Origin of the sequence: Nonomuraea sp. NPDC049486, from assembly GCF_040676925.1 — a bacterium.
GTDB classification, from domain to species: domain Bacteria; phylum Actinomycetota; class Actinomycetes; order Streptosporangiales; family Streptosporangiaceae; genus Nonomuraea; species Nonomuraea ferruginea.
Genome location: NZ_JBFAPV010000003.1, coordinates 559765 through 580819, shown reverse-complemented (window position 1 = coordinate 580819; position 21055 = coordinate 559765). Strand labels below are relative to the sequence as shown.

Annotated in this window: 17 protein-coding genes; 10 read left to right on the top strand and 7 right to left on the bottom strand. The window is 72.8% G+C overall.

What is annotated here, in order from left to right; translation table 11 throughout:
* The first annotated feature begins 47 nt into the window (after positions 1-47).
* From AB0K05_RS11535 to AB0K05_RS11525, 3 genes are all read left to right on the top strand, one after another.
* Positions 48-656, top strand: a complete 609-nt coding sequence (locus tag AB0K05_RS11535; RefSeq protein WP_271278689.1) for a dihydrofolate reductase family protein — start codon at positions 48-50, stop codon at positions 654-656.
* Between the two features lie 89 nt (positions 657-745).
* Positions 746-2155, top strand: a complete 1410-nt coding sequence (locus tag AB0K05_RS11530) for a serine hydrolase domain-containing protein (RefSeq protein WP_271278690.1) — start codon at positions 746-748, stop codon at positions 2153-2155.
* 80 nt (positions 2156-2235) lie between these two features.
* On the top strand, positions 2236-3852 hold the full coding sequence (locus AB0K05_RS11525) for a membrane dipeptidase (protein ID WP_271278691.1): 1617 nt from the start codon (positions 2236-2238) through the stop codon (positions 3850-3852).
* 190 nt (positions 3853-4042) lie between these two features.
* On the opposite strand, the gene AB0K05_RS11520 is transcribed toward AB0K05_RS11525, so the two are convergent.
* Together AB0K05_RS11520 and folP are read right to left on the bottom strand one after the other, a co-directional pair.
* Positions 4043-4978: a hypothetical protein gene (locus tag AB0K05_RS11520; protein WP_364228599.1), complete on the bottom strand. Its 936-nt coding sequence runs from the start codon at positions 4976-4978 to the stop codon at positions 4043-4045.
* Complete coding sequence (gene folP / locus AB0K05_RS11515; RefSeq protein WP_364228597.1) at positions 4975-5835, bottom strand: dihydropteroate synthase; 861 nt, start codon at positions 5833-5835, stop codon at positions 4975-4977. The genes AB0K05_RS11520 and folP overlap by 4 nt, the downstream gene beginning before the upstream one ends.
* A gap of 182 nt (positions 5836-6017) precedes the next feature.
* Between folP and AB0K05_RS11510 the strand changes: the two genes are divergently transcribed.
* A complete protein-coding gene (locus AB0K05_RS11510; protein WP_364228595.1) occupies positions 6018-6866 on the top strand; it encodes a hypothetical protein in 849 nt (282 codons plus the stop codon).
* Positions 6863-7594, top strand: a complete 732-nt coding sequence (locus AB0K05_RS11505; RefSeq protein ID WP_148033264.1) for a hypothetical protein — start codon at positions 6863-6865, stop codon at positions 7592-7594. Before AB0K05_RS11510 ends, AB0K05_RS11505 begins: the two co-directional genes overlap by 4 nt.
* A gap of 42 nt (positions 7595-7636) precedes the next feature.
* Here the strand turns inward: AB0K05_RS11505 and AB0K05_RS11500 are convergent, their stop codons facing one another.
* Both AB0K05_RS11500 and AB0K05_RS11495 read right to left on the bottom strand, forming a co-directional pair.
* Complete coding sequence (locus AB0K05_RS11500) at positions 7637-10207, bottom strand: M14 family zinc carboxypeptidase (RefSeq protein ID WP_261808737.1); 2571 nt, start codon at positions 10205-10207, stop codon at positions 7637-7639.
* A gap of 193 nt (positions 10208-10400) precedes the next feature.
* A complete protein-coding gene (locus AB0K05_RS11495) occupies positions 10401-13313 on the bottom strand; it encodes a M36 family metallopeptidase (RefSeq protein WP_364228592.1) in 2913 nt (970 codons plus the stop codon).
* 327 nt (positions 13314-13640) lie between these two features.
* On the opposite strand from AB0K05_RS11495, the gene AB0K05_RS11490 reads away from it, so the two are divergent.
* Complete coding sequence (locus AB0K05_RS11490; protein WP_219552138.1) at positions 13641-14339, top strand: phosphotransferase; 699 nt, start codon at positions 13641-13643, stop codon at positions 14337-14339.
* A gap of 3 nt (positions 14340-14342) precedes the next feature.
* On the opposite strand, the gene AB0K05_RS11485 is transcribed toward AB0K05_RS11490, so the two are convergent.
* Positions 14343-15134, bottom strand: coding sequence for a glycerophosphodiester phosphodiesterase family protein (locus tag AB0K05_RS11485; protein WP_148033266.1), 792 nt, complete (start codon positions 15132-15134; stop codon positions 14343-14345).
* 146 nt (positions 15135-15280) lie between these two features.
* Here AB0K05_RS11485 and AB0K05_RS11480 point away from each other — a divergent pair, with 146 nt between their 5' ends.
* On the top strand, positions 15281-16171 hold the full coding sequence (locus AB0K05_RS11480) for an NAD(P)-dependent oxidoreductase (protein WP_148033267.1): 891 nt from the start codon (positions 15281-15283) through the stop codon (positions 16169-16171).
* Positions 16172-16283: 112 nt separating this feature from the next.
* Here the strand turns inward: AB0K05_RS11480 and AB0K05_RS11475 are convergent, their stop codons facing one another.
* Positions 16284-17111 (bottom strand): AraC family transcriptional regulator, encoded by an 828-nt coding sequence (locus AB0K05_RS11475; protein WP_261808739.1) that lies wholly within the window; start codon positions 17109-17111, stop codon positions 16284-16286.
* Between the two features lie 37 nt (positions 17112-17148).
* On the opposite strand from AB0K05_RS11475, the gene AB0K05_RS11470 reads away from it, so the two are divergent.
* Positions 17149-17946, top strand: a complete 798-nt coding sequence (locus AB0K05_RS11470; RefSeq protein ID WP_148033268.1) for an exodeoxyribonuclease III — start codon at positions 17149-17151, stop codon at positions 17944-17946.
* Here AB0K05_RS11470 and AB0K05_RS11465 read toward each other — a convergent pair.
* Complete coding sequence (locus tag AB0K05_RS11465) at positions 17916-19181, bottom strand: cytochrome P450 (protein WP_261808740.1); 1266 nt, start codon at positions 19179-19181, stop codon at positions 17916-17918. The genes AB0K05_RS11470 and AB0K05_RS11465 overlap by 31 nt on opposite strands.
* Before the next feature lie 117 nt (positions 19182-19298).
* Here AB0K05_RS11465 and AB0K05_RS11460 point away from each other — a divergent pair, with 117 nt between their 5' ends.
* The gene (locus AB0K05_RS11460) at positions 19299-20480 is read left to right on the top strand and encodes a site-2 protease family protein (protein WP_148033269.1); all 1182 of its coding nucleotides are present in this window, start codon (positions 19299-19301) and stop codon (positions 20478-20480) included.
* 61 nt (positions 20481-20541) lie between these two features.
* Positions 20542-21015 (top strand): ribonuclease E activity regulator RraA, encoded by a 474-nt coding sequence (gene rraA, locus AB0K05_RS11455; protein WP_364228588.1) that lies wholly within the window; start codon positions 20542-20544, stop codon positions 21013-21015.
* Positions 21016-21055: the final 40 nt, after the last annotated feature.

The window sequence follows — 21055 nt, the reverse complement described above, 5'->3', positions numbered from 1 at the left end:
ACGGCGGGCTCGGAGAAAGGGCCCGTATCGGGAAGAAGGAGTACGAGATGACGAGCAGGCTGGTGGTTTCCGCCTTCGTTTCGCTGGACGGTGTCATGCAGGCTCCCGGCGGGCCCGGCGAGGACGACGACAACGGCTTCAAGCACGGCGGCTGGCTGGCCCCGCACGTGGACGAGGGGTTCAACCGCATCATGGGCGACCAGCTCGACCGCGCGGACGGCATGCTGCTGGGCCGCAGGTCGTACGACATCCTCTCCTCGTACTGGCCGCACGTGTCCGACGAGGACGGCGGCGCCGAGATCAACAGCATGCCCAAGTACGTCGCCACCAGGTCGCCGATGACGGCCGAGTGGCGCAACACCGAGGTCCTTGCGGGCGAGGCCGCGCAGACGGTCGCCGACCTGAAGCGGCGCACCGACGGCGAGATCATCACCCAGGGCAGCAGCGACCTCATCCGCACGCTGCAGAGGGCCGAGCTGGTCGACGAGTACCGCCTGATGGTCTTCCCCGTCGTCCTCGGGGAGGGCAAGCGGATGTTCGCCGAGGGGGCCCTCCCGGCCGGGCTCAAGCTCACCGGCTGCACCACCACCGACGCGGGCGTCGTCTACATGACCTACGCGTGGACGGGCGACCCCCTGTACAGCTCCGTCGCCTGACTCAGGCGAGACTCCTCACCTTCGTCAGGGGTGTCACTGGACGTTCGGCGGATCCGGCAGGGGTACCGGGCTTCGTACGGTGCTTGCCCATGAAGTCCTTTCTGGCCGGTTTCTCCCTGGTCCTGGCCCTCACCCCCGCCGCCCTCGACGGAGACGCCCGCGTGCCGGGCGAGCTCACGGCCGCCGCCGTCGACGCCTACGCCCGGCAGGCGATGGAGTCGACGGGCGTGCCCGGAATGTCGCTGGTGGTGACCAGGGACGGCGAGGTCGTGCACGCGGCCGGGTACGGGCACGACTCCCGCGGCGCCCCGATCACCGCCGGCACCCCGATGCGGGTGGCCTCGGTCAGCAAGTCGTTCACCGCGGCGGCGGTCATGACGCTCGTCGAGCGGGGCGAGATCCGGCTCGACGAGCCGGTCGCCGCGCAGCTTCCCGGGTTCCGCATGGCCGACCCGCGGGCGGCCGGGATCACCGTGCGGCAGCTGCTCAACCAGACCTCCGGCCTGTCCGACACCTCGGTGGACGTCACGGATCTGGGCGACGCCGCCTCGCTCGCGGACTACACCTCGCGGCTGGCCGACGACCGGCTCGCGGCCGCCCCCGGCACCCGCTGGGAGTACTGCAACGTCAACTACAACCTGGCCGCCAGGCTGGTCGAGACCGCGAGCGGCCGCCGCTTCGGCGACTACCTGCTCGAGCGGATCTTCACCCCGCTGGGCATGACGTCCAGCGCGGTCAGCGACGAGGTCGTCAGACCGGCCGACGGCCGTAACTCGATCTTCGGCCTCTGGCTGCCCCGTCCCGAGCTGGACGGGTTCCTGGACGAGAGCGGCAGCGGCGGCGTCATCACCACCGCCGCCGACATGGGCAGGTGGCTGAGGCTCCACACGGGCGACGGCCGCCCCCTGGTGCAGCGGCAGAGCCTGGAGACCATGCACGCCCCCTCCGGGATCCACGAGTACGGGATGGGCTGGAGCCCCGGCCGCGAGTCCGGCCTGCTCGTGCACTCGGGCAACCTGTTCACCTACAACGCCGTCCAGGCGATCTCCCCCGGGACGGGGTACGGGTTCGCGGTCATGACGGACAGCGCCGGGCTCACCGACGAGACCTACGCGGTCATGACGGGCCTCGTGGCCATGAGCGAGGGCCGGGCGCCCGAGGTGCCCGGAGGCGACCGGCAGCTGTTCGAGCTGGTGCTGGCCGCGATCGCGCTGCTGGCGGCGGGCCTCGGGATCACGGGCGCGCTCCGGGCGCGGCGCTGGGCCGCCGAGCGGGCGGGCAGGCCGCGGTGGCGGATCGCGGTGCGCCTGGTCCCGGCGCTGCTGCCGGTCGCGCTGCTGGCCGCCTATCCGGACCTGGTCTCGACCCTCATGAACGGGCGGACCGTCACCTGGGCCCAGGTCACGTACTACGCCGCCCCGCTGTCGATCGCGCTGCTGGCGGCCGCGGCCGCCGGGGTGCTGGTGACGATCACGCGGCTGGTCCGGCTCGCGAGTTGATGAGAGCAGCTCATGTTTGGGCCTTGCCGGGTCCTTGAGGGCGGCGGATGCTGAGTGCACCCCCCACTTGTGAGGTGTCCGTGAAGAGCCTCCGATCCCTCGTCCGCATCACCTCCGGCCTCGTCCTCCTGGCCGGCTCGCTGATCGCGCAGAGTTCCGCGCCGGCGACCGCCACCTCCGCCACCACCCCGGCCACCGCTTCGGCCGCCGCCGACGTGCGCGGCCTCGTCGACGCCCACAGCCACCTGTTCTCGTACGAGGCGTTCGGCGGCATGCTGATGTGCGGCAAGCCGTTCGATCCCGACGGCATCGCCAAGGCGCTGCGCGACTGCCCCGACCACCTGCCGAACGGCGAGCTGGCCTGGTTCGAGAACTTCACCCGCACCGGCTCGCCCACCGGCACCCACGACCCGGTGGGCTGGCCGACGTTCCGCGACTGGCCCGCGCACGACTCGCTGACCCACCAGCAGGCGTATTACACCTGGGTGGAGCGGGCCTGGCGCGGCGGGCTGCGGGTGATGGTCAACCACCTGGTCGCCAACCGCCAGCTGTGCGCCATCTACCCGCTGCGACGCCACGGCTGCGACGAGATGGACTCCATCAGGCTCCAGGCCCAGCGCGCCCGCGAACTGCAGGCCCACATCGACGCCGAGCACGGCGGGCCGGGCCGCGGCTGGTTCCGGATCGTCCGCGACCCCGCCGAGGCGCGGCAGGTCGTCCAGGCGGGCAAACTGGCCGTGGTGCTCGGGGTGGAGACCTCCGAGCCGTTCGGCTGCCGGCAGGTCCTCGGCATCTCCGCGTGCACGCGGGCGCAGATCGACCGCGGCCTCGACGAGATGTACGAGCTGGGCGTGCGCAGCATGTTCGCCTGTCACAAGTACGACAACGCGCTGTGCGGGGTGCGGTTCGACTCGGGCACCCAGGGCGCGATCGTGAACATCGGCAACCTGCTCGGCACCGGCAGGTTCTGGCAGGCGCGCACCTGCACCACCGCCGAGCACGACAACACCATCGAGCCCGCGGGCGTGCTGCCCGGTCAGATCGCCCGCCTGCTGCCGCCGGGCGTCTCGCTGCCCATCTATCCCGCGGCACCGCACTGCAACACGCGCGGCCTGACCTCGCTCGGCCAGTACATGATCGAGGGCATGATGCGGCGCGGCATGATGATCGAGGTCGACCACATGAGCGTCAAGGCCGCCGACAGCGCTCTCGACCTGCTCGAAGCCGCCGGTTACCCGGGCGTCATCTCCTCCCACAGCTGGACCGACCCGCACTACCTGGACCGCATCTACGCCCTCGGCGGCATGGTCACCCAGTACGGCCACGACGCCGAGCACTTCGTGGACGAGTGGCGGCGCACCGAGCCTCTCCGGCAGGCCCACCAGGTGCCGGGTTACGGGTACGGGCTGGACGCCAACGGCATGGGCCGCCTCCCCGCGCCCCGGGCCGGCAACGCGTCGAACCCGGTCACGTACCCCTTCACCTCCCTCGACGGCGTCACCCTCGACCGCCAGCGCACCGGCGAGCGGGTCTGGGACGTCAACCAGGACGGCGTCGCGAACTACGGCCTGGTGCCCGACTGGATCGAGGACATGCGGATCATCGCCGGCCCGGAGATCGTCCAGGACCTGGCCGCCGGCGCCGAGTCCTACCTCCGCACCTGGGCCTCAGCCACCCAGCACGCAAGCCTCCGCTGACACCCGCCCGCCCACCCCGTCCTTCCGGGGTGGGCACTCCTTGCGACTGGGCACTCCACGCGGCCACGCGCTGAGACGTCCGCCCACCATCCCCTCCAGGGTGGGCACTCCTTGCGCCGCACACCGGGCTCGCGTCCAAGCCCAGCTGACGCCAGGTCCCATGAGGTCCAGGTGACCTACGGGGCCCGCGTCAGGTCCAGGTGATGACCCAGTAGGCGACGCCGAACGGGTCCTCCTCGTACAGGACCTGGGCCTGCCACGGCCTGTCCTCGCAGGCGGCGGCCATGACCTGCCAGGCGGCCCGCCCGGCGACCAGGGCGCGCTCGCAGGCGGCGGGATCGAGGCGCAGCAGCGCGCCGGCGTCGGCCGCCGTGAGCGCGGCCCCGATCCGGGCGTCGAGCTCGATCGCGGACGGGTCGAGATGACCGGGAGCCTTCTCACTGCGCCGGGCGCTGCCGTCGGCGACCACCAGCAACCCCGCCGGACGCCCGCCCTCCCTCAGCTCAAGGCCGAGCTCAAGGCAACGGTCACGCGACTCGTCACGACCCACCCCCCGCAACGTCCACGGCACCGGGCACCCTCCCAGCAGGGACCGCCCGACGGCGAGCGACACCGGAAGAAGATCCTCCACCGCCACCCCCGCACCGTCTCTCCCCCCGGAACCAGCCGGCCCCGGCACACTCTCGCCACCCGGCTCGGACACCTCTGAGTAAGCACCCTCGGGCAGCACCTCGTCGCCCCGCCGCCCGTCGGGCGCGGACCGATGGTCAAGACCCGGCCATCGCCGACCGGGGCTGCCGGGTGCCACCCGTTCTTCAGGGCCGCCGGGCACCTCCGGCGAAGCACCAGCCCCGCCCCGCCGCTCGTCGGGCGCGGACCGGCGGTCATGATGCGGCCGTCGCCAGCCCGGTGCCACGCGTTGTTCGGGGCCGGGGGCGTCGGGCGGGAACGGGCGGGTGGCGGGCGCGCCGCCCACCACGACGATCTCCTCCGCCCCCTGGTCGAGCAGCGCGGTGACGGCCGCGGCCATCGCCTCGCGCGTCTTCGCGACCTCCCGCACGGGCCCGCCGGTGACGCCGGGCAGCAGCAGCGGCGCACCGGGAACGGTCGCCGCCGCGACGATCATGCCAGCCCCCGTACGGTGCGCGCGGGCGGGCGGACGCCGCGCGTCACCGCGACCATGTCGAGCACCTGCCGCGTCTCCGGCACGTTGTGCGCCCGGAACACCAGCGCCCCCTGCCAGGCGCACAGCGCGGTCACGGCGAGCGTGCCCATCAACCGCTCCCCCACGGGCAGGTCGAGCGACTCGCCCACGAAATCCTTGTTGGACAGCGACACCAGCACCGGCCAGCCGGTGGCCACCAGCTCGTCGACGCGCCGGGTCACCTCCAGGGAGTGCCAGGTGTTCTTGCCGAAGTCGTGAGCCGGGTCGATGATCAGACGCTCGCGCGGCACCCCGGCCGCCACCGCCCGCTCGGCCAGCGCGACGGTCCGCTCGATCACGTCGGCCACCACGTCGTCGTACTCCACCCGGTGCGGCCGGGTGCGCGGCTCGACCCCGCCGGTGTGGGCGCACACCAGCCCCGCACCGAACTCGGCGGCCACCTCGGCCAGCTTGGGATCGGCCCCGCCCCAGGCGTCGTTGAGCAGGTCGGCCCCGGCCTGGCAGACCTCGCGGCCCACCTCGTGACGCCAGGTGTCGACGCTGATCACCAGGTCGGGGTGGCGCTCGCGCACCTCGGCCACGAACGGGGCGGTGCGCTCGATCTCCTCGCGCACGTCGACGTCGCCGCCGGGCGCCGCCTTCACCCCGCCGATGTCGACGATGTCGGCCCCCTCGGCCACCACCTGGTCGACCCGGCGCAGCGCCTCCTCACGGGCGAACGTCGCGCCGCGGTCGTAGAAGGAGTCGGGGGTGCGGTTGACGATCGCCATCAGCAGCGGCGTCTCTCCGAACGTCCGGGAGCCGAGCGTGAGCCTCATCCGTCCCTCTCCGGCACGACGCCGTCCCTGACGCGGCAGAACATCGCTCCATCCTACGCCAGCGCCTCGGGGACCGCCCTGCGCGGGGACGAAACACCGCACTTCACCACTCCCGCAGCGCGGCGGCCGATCCGCGGTTATCGTCGCAGTCAATCGCAGCGCGCAACCCCCCGGGATCTGCCATGGCCAGCGGAATACGTCACATAGCGGAGCGCGTCACCCTCACCCTCACGGTGGGCCTGGGCGCGGTGGTCTCGGCCGCCGCCCTGTTCGGCTGGTTCGACCCGGGCATGCTCGGCGCGGCCATTCCGAAGATCACGCTGCTCATCCTGAGCACGGTGACGCTTTTCCTGCTCCTGGAGCTGGACCGGCTCAGGGCGATCGAGAAGATCAAGGACCTGATCGTCACCCTCGACGTCGAGGCCATCGCCCGCGATCGCAAGGTCTCCCACTACGGCGGCGTCACCCGGATCCACCGCCGCTTCGCCGAGGACGTGTTCATCGACCACCTGGTCGCGGCCAGGCGCGAGGCCGCGATCCTGCAGACGTGGATACCTCACCTGCACCGGCTGGAGGACGCGCTGGAGGAGGCCCTGCACCGCGGCGTCCGGGTGCGCGTCCTGCTCCTGCATCCCCGGTCGGCCGTGGCGAAGCTCCGGGAGGAGGCGCTGCGGGTGGTGCGCGACCCGGCGCTCGAAGAGGACGTGCCGGCGAACGTGGAGCGGTGCCTGTCCGTCCTCGCCTCGGTGCACAAGAAGGCCGGGGCGAAGAAGCACCTGCTCGGCGTCCGCATCTACGACTCCCTGCCGTCGATAGCCGTCTACCGGGCCGACGACCGCTACTTCGTCAGCTCGTTCCTGCACGGCAAGCTGGCCGTCGACTCGACGCAGTTGGAGATCGACGGCGCCGACACCCCGATGGGCGCGGAGATCCAGGGCGAGCTGGACATGCTCTGGGCCGTCGGCCACGACGTCGACCTCTCCGACTGGCGCACATCACTCAAGGACATCCCGCCCAGGAGGCCCACATGAAGGAGCTGGACGCGTTCGAGGACGACCTCGTCGCGCGGTTCGAGCGGCACCCGGTGCTGGCCGGCGCGGCCCTGCTCTCCGCCGACGGCTTCGCCGCCGTGCTGCTCCAGCGGCGGTTCCTGTCGCTCGCCTTCACCCCCGCCTACGACCTGGCCATCGACCTGCTGGAGGACGAGTCCAGCCGCCGGATCGCGCGCGTCATCCTGCGCGAGGAGTACCCCGGCGGCGACGGCCGCGTGCCCTCGCACCGGGAGGACATGAAGGCGGACATGCTCCGGCTGGGCGTGTCCAGGAAGGCGCTGGTGGAGACCGCGCCGACCGCCGTCACGGTGGAGGCGACCACCGCGATCTTCCGGCTGATCGCCGAGGCGGGCCGCGGGCCCGACGCCGACCTGAGGCTCGTGACGATCCTGCGGTTCTGGGGCGAGATCCTGGTGGCGGCCGAGTACGGGCGGCTCTGGCCGAGGATGGCCCAGGCGCTGACCGGCGACGGCGTGAACCGGTCGAGGTTCTACCATCCCCATCTCGTCCACGACGCCAAGGCGCACCCCCTCGGCGCGGAGTCCCTCCCGTCCGCGACGCACTCCGACCAGCTCGGCGCCCGGCTGGCCGAGCTGGTCACCGGGGAGGAGTCCGCGGCGGGCTTCCGCGAGACCGAGCAGCGGGTCCTGCGGATCAAGACGGACTTCTACGACCAGTTCCTGCCCCTGGTCCCGGCGCCGGACTGACGGACGGGCCGGCGGCCCGCGCGGGGCCGCCGGCCACGCCGGCTATCGGGTGGTCACGGGGCTGCCGGTGACGGCGGCGGACCAGTAGAGCGCCCGGGCGACCTGCGGGAACAGGCCCTTCGGGTGGTTGCGGAACAGCGGCTCGGTGCCGAAGAGCACCACCGCCGCGCCCCGCTCGTCCCGCCCGCTCACCACGGCCGCCTGACCAGCCGCCGCGTCCTGGCCGCCGGTGCCGTCCGGGTTCGGACGCCAGTGGCCGGAGACGAGCGGGTCGCCGGCCGCGTACGACTGCTCGACCGTCACCTCGGGCCCGAGGCCGGTGAACCAGCGCGGCGAGTAGACGAACGCGTGGGCGGGCGCGTCACCGGCCACCTGCCCGTCGCCGTTCGTCACCCTGACGACGCCGTTGGCATCGCCCCGGCCCGCCACGGAGGTCGCGGTGAGCAGCCCCGCGGCGGCGTTGAAGGCCGCGCCGGTGCCGCCGCGCGTGACCACGCCGCCGCTCGCGAGGAACGCGTCGAGCGCCGCCCTGGCCTGCGGGTCGAGCGCGGCGTAGCTGAGCCCGCTGGAGACGACGAGCACGTCCGCGCCGCTCCAGTCGAAGCCGGCGTTCAGCACGGCGGTGGAGACCGGGGTGACGGCGAAGCCCAGCTCGCGCAGCGTAAACAGCTCGTCGGCGGAGACCGCCGCGGCGACGCGGACCGGCGTCAGCGGGACGCCGTCGCCCGAGCGCGCCCTGGTGAAGGCCACGCCGTAGCGGTCGGCCACGGCTTCGGCGGCGCCGCGGGCCCCGGCGGGGACGACCACGGCGCCGTCCGCCCAGACCGCCTCGACCCCCTGGGAGAGCAGGTCGTTCACGGCCCGCACCTCCTTGGCGTCACGCACGGCCAGCGCCAGCGGCCCGCGCCCGTCCGGCACGGACCCGGTCGGCGCGGCCGCGCTCACCGGCACGCCGACCACGTGGAGCGAGCCGGAGGCGACAGTGTCCACCGTGGCGCCCCAGAGCAGGGCGTGGCTCCAGCCGGAGATGTCGTACATGGCGTCGACCCGTGGGGAGATGTCCTGCCCCGGCTCCAGCATCACGTTCGCCAGCCCTCGCTTGGGCTGGCGCATGTCGACCACGTACGAGCCCGCCGGATAGGTCTTCCCGCCGGCCCGGAACGGCAGCTTCGCCCGCTCCACCCGGACGTCGTTGGCGACCAGGTGGTCCACCAGGCGGGCCGCCGCGGTGGCCGAGCGCTGCGCGTTGCCCGCCGGGATGACGTACGCGCGCGGGTAGGTGGTGGTGTAGACGTCCTCGGGCCCGAACCCGGGCACGATGCCCAGCGGCACCTCCTTGGCCGGCTCTCCCGCCGCGCCGCGCCTGAACACCTCGATCTGGTCGGCGATGATCCGGTCGTGCCGGGAGTCCACGAACGCGTACGTGGCCCGGACGGCCGCGGCGGCGATGTCGACGTTGATGGCCGAGCGGCGGCGCAGCTCCTCGACGGGCCGGTTGGTGTAGTCGGAGCCGTTCACCCGCATCGGGAACTCGATCGTGTGCGAGGCGACCGCCCCCTGGAACGGCGCGTACTGCGGGGTGAAGATCGGCGGCCAGTCGTCCCAGCCCTCGGCGGAGTCCCGGAACGGGATCTGCGGCGGGAACACCCCGTCCGCCTCCGGCGTGTAGCCGAGCGCCAGGATGGCCGCCTCGATGCCCAGGCCGTTGGGGTAGGCGTTGGTGATGAACAGGTCGTACTCGTAGTTCGCGCCGTGCGGCGGCGTGGTGGGCTCGACGAGCGTGCCGTTGACGTACCCGTGCAGGTCGAGCATGGCCACCGGCTGCGTGTCGATCATGATCTGGCGCATCGCCCTGACCTCGGGCTGGGAGGCCGTGATGAAGTCGCGGTTCAGGTCGAACCCGGCGCCGTTCTGCCGGGTCCCGGCGATCCGGCCGTCGGGGTTGGCGGTCACGTTGAAGTACAGCCTGGTCCGCCCCAGCAGGGCGGCGGTCCTGGGGTCGGTGCTGGTGGCGAGCTCCTCGATCACGCGCAGGACGGCGTCGGTGCCCTCCCACTCGTTGCCGTGGATGTTGCCGTTGAAGAAGACCGGCGCCTTGTACTTCTTGACGAGCTTCCGGTCGCGGGCCGCCCCGGCGGGGTCGTTCTCGATGCGCTCGCGGATCCGGTCCTGCTCGCGCGCCTCGCCGCGGCTCTCGGGCGCGGTGACGGTCACCAGGTAGAGGTCGTGGCCGTTGTGGCTGCGGCCGGTGATCTCGGCGCTCACCCGGTCGCTGCGCCGCTGCAGGTCGTTCAGCTTGGCGGCGATGCCGTGGTACGGGACGAGGCCGAGCTTGATGGCGGCGTCGGCGGGGTTCTCGGCGGGGACGGGCAGCGTGTTCCGCCGGGGGTAGCCCTGGTCATGGCCGGGACGGCGGCGGAAGTCCTCGCCGGGGGCGGCGCGCAGGGCGGAGGCCCGCTCGCCGAGGCCGGCGGCCTCCTCGTTGCGGTCCGGCCCGTTGCCGAAGTCCCGGGACGGCGGTGCGGGTTGCTGGACGGGTTCGGCGACGGCCACTCCTGAGGTGAGGAGCGCGGCGGATACGGCGACGGCCGCTATGGCGACGGGTAAGCGCACGGGGCCTCCACGGATGTAGTGCGACTGCGCGTAGACAACGGTCCGAGATCCCCTCACCACAAGACTGCGTGATCATAGCGACGCATAATCCATGCCAAACCGTCACCGATCGCCCAAGTGGCCCCAGAAATGCGCAAGTTTCGCATGCTTGGGCCCTGCGGCCCGCGCACAGCGCGGGCCGCAGGGCCGGCGGTCAGTGCGAGAACGCCTGGAACTCGGCGGCCCTGACCTGGTCGCGGGCCGGGCTGGCCGTTCCGCAGTCGGTCGCCGAGTTGGGGTCCTCGTCCTGCTCTCCGGCGTACAGCGGGTTGCCCGTGCACTGGGTGGTCAGCGCGCGGATCATGAGGTGGGTGGCGTCGGTGGCGGGCACGCGGAACGACTTGATGAGCAGGTCGGCTCCGCGGGGCCGGGGCAGCGCCGTGTCGAAGGCGTCCGCCCGGCTGGTGTAGATCTTCCTGAACTTCGCCGGATCGGCGCAGTCCTTGGCGCAGGCCAGCACCTCGAACGAGCGCAGGGCCGAGAACCGGTTCTGGCCGCCCGGGTCGGCCGGGTCGTTGACGTTGGGCCGCAGCATGGCGCTCACCTGGACGCGGCGGATCTTGACGGGCTTGTCGCCCGCCAGGTCCACGGTGACCGACTTGCCGGCCGGGGCGCCGGTGAGCGAGGCCCAGTTCGTGGCCTCGGTCTCGTCGATGAGCCTGCCGTGGTTGACGCCGTCGCCCGCGGCCGTGGCGCCGGCCGAGCCGGAGGCGTGGTTGCGGGTCAGGGCCAGCGGGAGCGGCAGCGTGACACCGGGCACCACAGCGCCCTTGATCCTGGTGTGCCCGAAGCCGGCTCCGGTGACCACGAAGTCGTACACGCCGGGCGTCATCTCGACGGTGTCGCCCAGCTCGGTGGCCGGGTCGGTGTCGGCGACCGGCACCGCGCGGCCCTCGTAGTCGCCCACGTACAGCCGCAGCGCCGCGCCCTTGGCCTCGCCCAGCGGCTTGAGCTTGAGCGAGCCGTTGCGGCCTTCGGGGTCGACGAAGCTCGGCGTCGGGTCCGGGTCGCCGGAGCCGTTGCTGGCCGCGGCCGCGCCCAGGCCCCGAGCGGCGAACGCGCGCCACATGATGTCGTGGTTCCTGCCGCCGAACCGGATGGTGTCGGCGGCGAGCAGCGCGTCGCGGTGGTCGACGTAGCTGACCGCGCCGGAGGCCATGAGCAGCAGCGCGTCGAACGAGATCTGCGCCCAGCGCCGGTTGCCCGGGCACTTGTCCACCGGCCTCTTGCCGTCCGCGCACTCCCGCTGCTGCTTGGCGGTGCCCTTGCCGTACCTCTTGACGAACGCCTCGCGCACGTCGAACTGGGTCGCCGTCCAGATCTCGCCGTCGGCGTGGACCTGCTGGCCCACCAGGTCGTAGGCGATGTCGCTGTAGTTCAGCGGCGACTTGGACATGTCGTAGTTGCGGATGCCGCGCTCCGGGTCACCGGTGACGTACCCGCCGGTCACGTACGGGGTCTTGCCCGCGGGGCGGAACCCGTACTCGAACAGGTACTCCATCGAGATCAGGTCGGAGGTGCTCTCGTTCATGGCGCCGGCCTGGGCGCCGCTCCAGCCGGCGTTCGGGCCGCCGATCATGCGGCCGGAGATCGCGTGGCTGTACTCGTGCCCGATCACGGACATGTCGTAGTCGCCGTCCACGCACGGCGCGTAGAAGGCGCCGGCGATGGGCTGCCACAGGTACATGTTGGTGATCGGCGCGACCCCGTCGGGGCCGGTGATCTGGTTGGCGTTGTCGCGCACGGTCAGGTCGCGGGCGCCGGCCTGCGCGTTGCCCTGCTCGGGGTCGCCGCCGAGCCCGCCGCGCTCGCCGTTGTCCTGCTGCATGTTCCACGCGGTCTCGGTGAAGCCGAGCCGGTAGGACCAGTCGTGCATGCGGTTGTGCATCACGTGCAGGTTGGCGATCGCGGCCTCCAGGTCGGCCTCGCCCTCCTGGTCGAACACGGCCGGGTTGCACTTGGCCTCGAACCAGGTGTTGCGCCACGGGTACTGGTAGTTCCGGCTCGGCGTGAGCACGTTGCTGCGGGTGCCGACGGTGAACGGGTCGCCGCTGGCGCGGTTCTCGTACGTGCGCGCGGCGTTGCCGAGGCTGGTGCCGGTGGGCTGGTCCGTGGCGTGGTCCACGTCCCACGCCTTGCCGGTCGCCGGGTCGCCGCCGGGCACGTAGTCACAGCCGCGCTCGCCCTCGTGGCACCAGGTCTCGCGGGTGTCGCGGGAGGAGTAGTTCGCCGGCGGGTTGGCGGGGAAGACGTCCCACTTCGGGTTGTCCGCGTCGTGGTGGTGGTCGACGAGGTTCTCGCGGACCAGGATCCGGCCGCTCACCGCGTCCACGTGCGTGGTGTACGCGGCGGCCTCGCCGTCGGCGCCGCCGATCAGGACGACCTCGTACGCGCTGTGCACGCCGTCGGGCGCGGGCACCGCGACCTTGGTGACCCGCTTGGTGACGGCGGTGGCCAGGTCGATCTCGCCGTCCCTCGCCGCGATCTCCAGCGCCTGCTGCTCGCTGAGCGTGGCCGCCGGCGGCGCGGCGCTCTCGCGTGACAGCGTCGAGGTGACGTGCCGTACGGTCCCGTCATGGACGCCGACGGCGACCATGCCGTCCACCCCGGCGGGCAGGTCGCCGAAGCGCTGGCGCAGCAGCACGGCGTGGCCGTCGCCGATCGGGTTGACGGCGACCTTCTCCAGCGCGTCGACCGCCTCGGCGGACAGGCCGAACAGCCGCTCGTTGTTCTTGAGGTACGCGCGCGCGGCCTGCTCGGGGTCTGACCCGAGGCCCTCGGCGAGCGGCTGGGCGGCGGTGACGACGGCGGGGGTGCCGAGAGCGTTCCATCGGACGGTCGCCTCGGGCGCGGCGGTGCGCGCGTTGGCCCCGATCGGCGGCGGGACCGTTCCCTGCCGGTTGTCGACGTCGGGTTTGCCGTGTTCCTCTGCTTGGAAGTCGTGGACGATCGGGTCGTTGCCGGCGGTTCGGGTCTGCTCGCTCAGGGCCGGCGTGGCGAGGGGCAGGACTAACGCCGCGGTGGCGGCGACGACAACGGTGCTGCGTAACCAGGGTATGGTCGGCACGTTTTCCCTCCAGTGGTGCCCGGGACGCGCGGTTTCACCCGCATCCGCAAGAGGTAGCACCGGCCGGATGGCCTGACAAGATCTTGTCAAGCACGAAAAATCGGCGTATAAGCAGATACACCCGTTTAGCTGGCTTTTTTGTATGTCCAAATGTGGACAAAGCTTGTTCCTTGGCAGTTCTCCATCTTGGAGATTGCCCTGCCTGTTGAGAGCCTGGGTTGAGGCGTTCCTGCGAGCCCAGAGGCAGGTGGGTGAGAGTTGGAGACTCGCCTCGATGGAGGCAACGACGGGGGCGCGACCCGCTTGGGCGCGACAGTGAGGAGGACCGTGCGCTCGTGGACCCCGGCCGTCCACGAGCTGCTGAGACACCTGGAGCGCGTCGGCTTCGCCGGGGCGCCGCGCGTGGTCGGCGTCGACAGCCAGGGGCGGGAGGTCCTGACCTTCCTCGAAGGCGAGACGCTGGGCACCCGCCAGGTGTGGCCCGAGTGGACCCGCACCGAGGACGCGCTGCGGCAGGTGGCCTGGTGGCTGCGTGACTACCACAAGGCCGTGGCGGGGTTCGTGCCGCCGCCGGACGCGGCCTGGCGCGGCGGCGGGCGCTGGCGGCCCGGCCTGATCATCGCGCACAACGACGCCAGCCCGTTCAACGCCGCCTGGCACGACGGCCGCCTGACCGGCTTCTTCGACTGGGACTTCGCCGGCCCGGTCTCGGTGGAGTCCGACGTGGCGTGGATGGCGCTGAGCTGGGTGCCGCTGCACTCCCGGCACGTGGCCGCCGCTGAGGGCTTCACCGCGTTCGAGGCCAGGCCCAAGCGGCTGCGGCAGTTCCTGTCGGCGTACGGCTGGGGCGGCGACCCGCAGGTGATCGTCAACGAGATCCAGGCGCGGATGACCGCCCGCGCGCTGGCGATCCGCCGCGGCGCCGCCGCCGGCGACATCCTCTACACCAAGCTGCTGCGCCTCGGCACCGCCGACGACATGGACCGTGCCGTACGCGAGCTGAACGACTTCAGCGCGGCCAGGTAGCCGTCAGTCGCACCGGCCCTCCAGCCAGCGGCGGTACTCCAGCGGGTAGTTGGTCATGATGCTGATCGGGCGGAGCTTGAGAATGCTCTGCCAGCGGTGGGTGTTGCCCTTCCAGCCGGGCGGCGGCTCGTCCCAGACGACGCTGTCGGTCCAGCGCGCGTGCTCGCCCTTGAGCAGCGACGGGTGGCGCTTGGCCAGCTGGTTCTGGATCCACGGGTCGGTCGAGTAGACCATGATCGGCTGGAGGTCCTGCCGCTCCAGGAGCGGGTAGGAGAGCTCCCGCCACGCGGCGGCGGAGTGAGCCTTGCTGGCCAGGACGCGCTTGGCCTCCGGCTTGACCTCCAGGAGGGCGATCATGCGGACCGACGCGACATGTTGCAGCCAGGCGCGCAGCGTGTAGACCTTCTCGCCCTTGTAGGGGCCGCGGGAGATCCGGCGGGACCTGAGATTGCCGTCGCCGGTGCTCCACCACAGGTCGGTGATCGCCCGCCGGGGACCGGTCAGGCCGTTGGTGGTGGTGTTGTGCCACATGACGGCCTTGGTGCCGTGCTTGGTGAGCTGGACGTCGGCCTCGACGCCCTGGGCGCCGGAGCGCCGCATGTGGCGCACGGCGCTGGGGTTGTTGGCCTGGCGGATGCGGTCCTTGAGGCTGGCGCCGGGGTTGTCGGGATAGCCCCCGTGGCCGAAGATCAGCGGGCAGCGGGGCGGTTTCGCGGCCGCCGCCGGCGTGGTCAGAGCGGATGTGGTGAGTACGACCGCCGCCGTCGCCACAGTGATTTTGCGCGTTCTTGCCATGTGGCCCCCCTAGCCGAACAGGTTTGAACACCCAGAACGAGGCTAGATGCACGCATCCGTACGATCAAGGCACCGCCGGACACGGCGTGGCGAGGTGTCACAACCGTACAAGACCCGGACCGGCCGTTCCGGCTACAACAAGCCCCATGAACGTCGGTTTCCTCGGGCTCGGCCTGATGGGGCAGCCCATGGCAGTGAACCTGGCACGCGCCGGGATCCCCCTCGTGGTGTGGAACCGCACCCCCGGACGCTGTGACCCGGTCCGCGCGGCGGGGGCGGAGGTGGGCGCGAGCCCCGACGAGGTGCTGCGGCGGGCGCGGGTGTCGATCCTCATGCTGGCCGACGAGTCCGCCATGGACACGGTGCTGGGGCGCGGCACGCCGCGGTTCGCCGGGAACGTGGCCGGGCGCGTCATCGTGCACATGGGCACCACCTCGCCCGGCTACTCGGCGGGGCTGGAGGCCGACGTCCTGGCCGCCGGGGGCGGATACGTGGAGTCCCCCGTCTCCGGGTCACGCCGGCCCGCCGAGGAGGGGCGGCTGGTGGCGATGCTCGCCGGGCGCGCCGGGACGGTCGAGGAGGTACGGCCGCTGCTGCGCCCGATGTGCGCCGAGGCCTTCGACTGCGGGCCGGTGCCGGGGGCGCTGCTGATGAAGCTGGCCGTCAACGTGTTCCTGATCACGACGGTCACCGGGCTGGCGGAGGCGGTGCACTTCGCCCGCGGGCACGGGCTGGACGTGCACCGGCTGCGCGAGGTGCTCGACTCGGGGCCGATGGCCAGCGACGTGTCCAGGACCAAGGCGGCCAAGCTGGTGCGGGAGGACTTCACCGCCCAGGCGGCGATCGCGGACGTGCTCAAGAACAACCGGCTGATCGCCGAGGCGGCCAGGGAACGGGGACTGGCCTCGCCCCTGCTGGACGTCTGCCACGCGCTCTTCGGCGAGACGCTCGCACTCGGCCACGGCGCCCAGGACATGGCCGCCGTCATCCACGCCCTCGAAAACCGGACCGCGACCCGCCACCCGGACCCGACCTGACCGGACGACCGCCCCCTCCACCCGGACCCGACCTGACCCGCTCGGGCGATCGCCCGTACCGGACGGGTCCCGCCCGATCGGGCGACCGCCTGTGCGGAGGATCTGCGGGAGGTCAGGGGAGGGCGGCTCGCCAGGCGGCCGGGGTGCGGCCGTAGGCGCGTTTGAACATGCGGGTCATGTGGGCCTGGTCGGCGAAGCCCGCAGCCACCGCCGCCTCGCGCGCCGGCGTGCCCGCCAGGAGCAGCCGCCGCACCAGGTCGAGCTGCCGCATGGTGCGGAAGCGCGTCGGGCTGGTGCCGTAGGCGGCCCTGAACTGGCGCGCGATCGTCCACCGGTCCAGCCCTGCCACCCGCTCGAACTCCTCGACCGGCCGCCGCACCACCGGGTCGCTCGCGATCAGCTCACGCACCCGGCCCAGCGCCGCCATCGGGAGCGGCCCCCGGCGCCCGTACCGCGCCGACCCGTACCGTCCCGCCCCGTACCGGGCCAGCATCCCGGCGACCAGCACGCCGACCTCCACCCGCGCGAAGCCGTCGAGCGGCTCGTCGAGCCCGGCCAGGCAGGCCGCGAGCGGCGCGGGCACGCCGCGCCCCCGGATGACCGGGTCGGCCACGAACGGCAGCGGCGCCCCGCCCAGCGCCTCCTGCACCAGCGCCGGGTCGATGTAGAAGATCCGGTAGCCGAACCCGCCGCCGGTCCCCGCCGCCCCGTCGTGCACCTCGTCCGGATGGAGCACGTGCCACTCCCCCGGCAGGCAGTGACGCGACTCGCCCCGGTAGCGGAACGTCTGCACGCCGGCGAGCGTCACGCCGATCGCGTACGTGTCGTGGCGGTGCGGCGAGAACGCCACGCCCACCAGCGACGCCTCCAGCCGCTCGATGCCCTCGGCCGCGGGCCCGTAACGCAGCCGGTGACCCGCCGGCATTCCTTCCAGCCGCACGCCCGCGACGCTACCTCGCCTCTGACAAGCTGGCACCATGCGCCTGGCGACGTGGAACGTGAACTCGGTCAAGGCCCGGCTGCCGCGCCTCCTCGACTGGCTGACCGACAAGGAGCCCGACATCGTCTGCCTCCAGGAGACGAAGTGCCCGGCGGACGGCTTCCCGGCGCGGGAGGTGGCCGCGCTCGGGTACGCGACGGCCGCTCACGGCGACGGCCGGTGGAACGGGGTGGCGGTGCTCTCCAGGATCGGGCTGGAGGACATGTCACCCGGCTTCCCCGGCGAACCGGGCTTCGACTCGGCGAAGGGCACCGTCACGGTCACGCCCGAACCACGGGCCGTGGGCGCGACCTGCGGAGGGCTGCGGGTCTGGTCGATCTACGCGCCGAACGGGCGCACGCTCGACTCGCCGCACTACACGTACAAGCTGGCCTGGTTCGCCGCCTTCGGCGAGGCGGTGCGGGCGGAGCTGCGGGCCGGGCGCGCGGTGGTGGCGTGCGGCGACTTCAACGTGGCGCCGACGGACGCGGATGTGTGGGACCCGGCCGTGTTCGCCGGGTCCACCCATGTCACCCCCGCCGAGCGGCAGGCGCTGGCCGAGCTGCGCGCGCTCGGGCTCAGGGACGTGGTGCCGACGCCGATGAAGGGGCCGCACCCGTTCACGTACTGGGACTACCGGGCGGGGATGTTCCACAAGGACATGGGGATGCGCATCGACCTGGTGTACGCGGCCGCGGGCGTCGCCGATCGGGTGCGGTCGGCGTACGTGGACCGCGAGGCCCGCAAGGGGAAGGGGCCGTCCGATCACGCGCCCGTCGTGGTCGACCTCGACTGAGCCGGCACCCGCACGGCGTCGATGACGACGCCGCTGCGCGGCCGGGTGGGGATCCGCCGCAGCGGGATCGTCAGGTCCTGCGGCGGCAGGGTGTACTCCAGGCCGGCCAGCCGCGCGGAGAGGCTCTTCAGCAGTTCGACGGTGACAGCCTCGCCGGGGCACCGGTGGCCGGTGTGCGGGTCGCCGCCGCCCTGCGGCACCAGGTCGTCGCGGCCCGGGGGCGACTCGACGAACCGGCCGGGGTCGAAGGTGTACGGGTCCTCCCACAGTCCCGCGTCGTGGTTCTGCCCGTACAGGTCGAGCAGGACGAGCGTGCCCTCGGGGATGCGGAGGTCGCGCCAGGTCAGGTCGCCGGCCGCCCGGCCGCCGATGAACGGGGCGAACGGGTAGAAGCGCCTGACCTCCTGGGCGAACGCCTCGGCGTACGCGGGATCGGCGAGCGCTTGCCTGAGGTGCGGCCGGCGGTGCAGCGCGTGCCCGGCGAAGGCGACGAACCAGGCGACGGCGACGGTCGGCCTGATGAGGTTGATCAGCTCGACCGCGGCGACGTGCGACGGCAGCGGCTGCCCCTCGTTGTCGTGGTGGCGTTCGACGAGGTCGGCGGGCGAGCCGGCGGGCAGGGTGACCTTGCCGGCGCGGGCGTCGTCGAACAGCCGGGTGAGCCAGCGCTCCCTGCGTTTCCTGGCACGCCTGGCCCGCCAGTGGCGCGGTCCCGGCGTGGCGAACCCGTCGACCATGGCCACCATGTCCTCCGCGACCGCCTTGACGCCGGCCTCGGCCACGGGCACGCCCGCCCAGCGGCAGGCTCCCCTGGCGATGATCTCCGCGGCCTCGTCGAAGAGCACCACGGGCGAGCGTCCCGGCCAGGTCGCGACGGTCTCGTCCCACGCGTCGCCGACGTGGCGGACCAGGCGGGCGACCGACTCGGGGTCGGCCAGCACGGACATGAAGAGCGCCTTGCGCGCCCGGTGCGCGGCGCCGTCGAGTGAGTGCACCCCGCCCTTGCCGAGCAGGGTGGCCTGGATCGGCTCGGGGAGTGCGCCGTGCCGGAGCACGTGGCGCTCGTCGTACAGGAACCGCACCGCCTCCGGCCCGCGCAGGGCGGTGGCCCGGTTGCCCATGACCCGGGTCATCACGTCGCCGCGGGTCCGCCGGAGCAGGTCGGGCAGCCAGGCGTAACCGCGGGTGAGCAGGACCAACGTGTTGTCGAGCGGGGTGAAACGTCGTCTCGTCACCCGGTGCGACCTGCCCGGCGCTCCCGTCCCGAAACCGGATCGGAGCAGGTCGGAGCCGGTGACCTCGGACGTGGCGTGGGTAGGCGCATGGCGGACGTCGGCTCCGTTGGAGGGAAGATGCGCTCAACGATCCCACTCGGCCGGATCGGCGGTGTCCCGGTCGGGATGAACCTCAGCGTGCTGCTCATCGTCGCGATCCTGGTGTTCGGGCTGGCCTTCGGCCGGTTCCCGCTGACCTTCCCCGGCCTGTCCACGGCCGCCTACCTGGCCGCCGGGGTGGTGGCCGCCCTGCTGTTCATGGCCTCGCTGCTGGCGCACGAGGTGGCGCACGCGCTGATGGCGGGGCGTCACGGCATCGGGGTGTCGCGGATCACGCTGTGGCTGCTCGGCGGGGTGGCGGAGCTGCGCGGCGAGCCCAAGACGCCCCGCGCCGACCTGCAGATCGCGGTGGTGGGGCCGCTGACGAGCCTGGTGGCGGGCCTGCTGTTCGGTGTGGTGGCGGTGCTGGTCCGGGCCGCCGCCGGGCCGTCGCTCGCCGGGGACGTGTTCGTCTATCTGGCGGCGGTGAACGTGCTGCTGGCCGTCTTCAACCTGGTCCCGGCCGCGCCGCTGGACGGCGGCCGGGTGCTGCGCGCCGCGCTGTGGTGGCGGTGGGGCGACCGCGGCAGGGCCGCCGTCGCGGCCGCCCGGGCCGGGCGGACGTTCGGGTACGTGCTGATCGCGCTCGGCTTCCTCCAGGTGGCGGTCGGGGCCGGCTTCGGCGGGATCTGGCTGGCGCTGATCGGCCTGTTCCTGGTCAACGCCGCGAGCGCCGAGGAGCAGCAGGCGCAGCTCGGCGTGGCGCTGCGCGGGGTACGGGTGGGCGAGGTGATGTCCCGCGACCCGGTGGTGTCGCGTCCCGACGAGACCGTGGCGGACCTGATCGAGGAGGTGGTGCTCAGCCGCCGCCTGTCGACCTATCCGCTGGTGGACGAGCGCGGCGGCTTCGCGGGGCTGGTCACGCTGAACCGCATCCGGCAGTTGCCGCCCGAGGAGCGGGCCACCACCCGGCTGGCGGACATCGCCTGCCCGCCCGGCGAGGTGCCCAGGTCCACGCCGGAGGAGCCGCTGATGGACCTGCTGCCCCGGATGACGGGCTGCGCCGACGGCCGGGCGGTGGTGCTCGATCCCGGCGGCCACCTGGTCGGCCTGCTCACGCCGACCGACATCAGCCGCGCCATCCAGACCTCCGGCCTGCACACCGGCGTCCACGCGCCGCGCGGCGCCGACCTGGCCATGCCGTGGCGCCACCACCGGTAGCGGGACGCCGCCCGCTGGGCTGTAGCTTGTGTCGCCGTACCGGACCGTCGAAGGAGCCCCCATGACCGTCATCACCGCCGACCTGTACGACGAGCGCGGCGACGAGCTCGACTCCTGCGACCTGCAACTGCGTCAGTACGGGGGACGTCGCGCGTTCCGCGGCCGGATCGCGACCGTGCGCTGCCACCAGGACAACGCCCTGGTCAAGGCGGCCCTGGCGGAGCCCGGTGAGGGGCGGGTGCTGGTGGTCGACGGCGGCGGCTCGGTGAGCACGGCGCTGATGGGGGACGTGATCGCGGGGTCCGCGGTGGCCAACGGCTGGGCGGGCGTGGTGATCAACGGCGCGGTGCGCGACGTCGTCGCGCTGCGCGAACTCGACCTGGGCGTCAAGGCGCTGGGCAGCAACCCGCGCAAGAGCGCCAAGGACGGCGCGGGTGAGCGTGACGTGCCGGTGACGTTCGGCGGCGTCACCTTCCGTCCGGGCGCGGAGCTGTGGAGCGACGACGACGGGATCCTGGTGACCCGTCTGCCGTGACGGAGGACCGCCGGGGGTCTCGTGCCGCTCCGCGTAGGAG

Bases quoted from the DNA above. Each gene is read 5' to 3' on its own strand.
- AB0K05_RS11530 (WP_271278690.1), top strand. From the start codon at position 746: ATGAAGTCCTTTCTGGCCGGTTTCTCCCTGGTCCTGGCCCTCACCCCC.
- AB0K05_RS11485 (WP_148033266.1), bottom strand. From the start codon at position 15,134: ATGGCAAGAACGCGCAAAATCACTGTGGCGACGGCGGCGGTCGTACTC.
- AB0K05_RS11470 (WP_148033268.1), top strand. From the start codon at position 17,149: ATGCGCCTGGCGACGTGGAACGTGAACTCGGTCAAGGCCCGGCTGCCG.
- AB0K05_RS11510 (WP_364228595.1), top strand. From the start codon at position 6,018: ATGGCCAGCGGAATACGTCACATAGCGGAGCGCGTCACCCTCACCCTC.
- AB0K05_RS11480 (WP_148033267.1), top strand. From the start codon at position 15,281: ATGAACGTCGGTTTCCTCGGGCTCGGCCTGATGGGGCAGCCCATGGCA.
- AB0K05_RS11520 (WP_364228599.1), bottom strand. From the start codon at position 4,978: ATGATCGTCGCGGCGGCGACCGTTCCCGGTGCGCCGCTGCTGCTGCCC.
- folP (WP_364228597.1), bottom strand. From the start codon at position 5,835: ATGAGGCTCACGCTCGGCTCCCGGACGTTCGGAGAGACGCCGCTGCTG.
- rraA (WP_364228588.1), top strand. From the start codon at position 20,542: ATGACCGTCATCACCGCCGACCTGTACGACGAGCGCGGCGACGAGCTC.
- AB0K05_RS11505 (WP_148033264.1), top strand. From the start codon at position 6,863: ATGAAGGAGCTGGACGCGTTCGAGGACGACCTCGTCGCGCGGTTCGAG.
- AB0K05_RS11535 (WP_271278689.1), top strand. From the start codon at position 48: ATGACGAGCAGGCTGGTGGTTTCCGCCTTCGTTTCGCTGGACGGTGTC.
- AB0K05_RS11460 (WP_148033269.1), top strand. From the start codon at position 19,299: ATGCGCTCAACGATCCCACTCGGCCGGATCGGCGGTGTCCCGGTCGGG.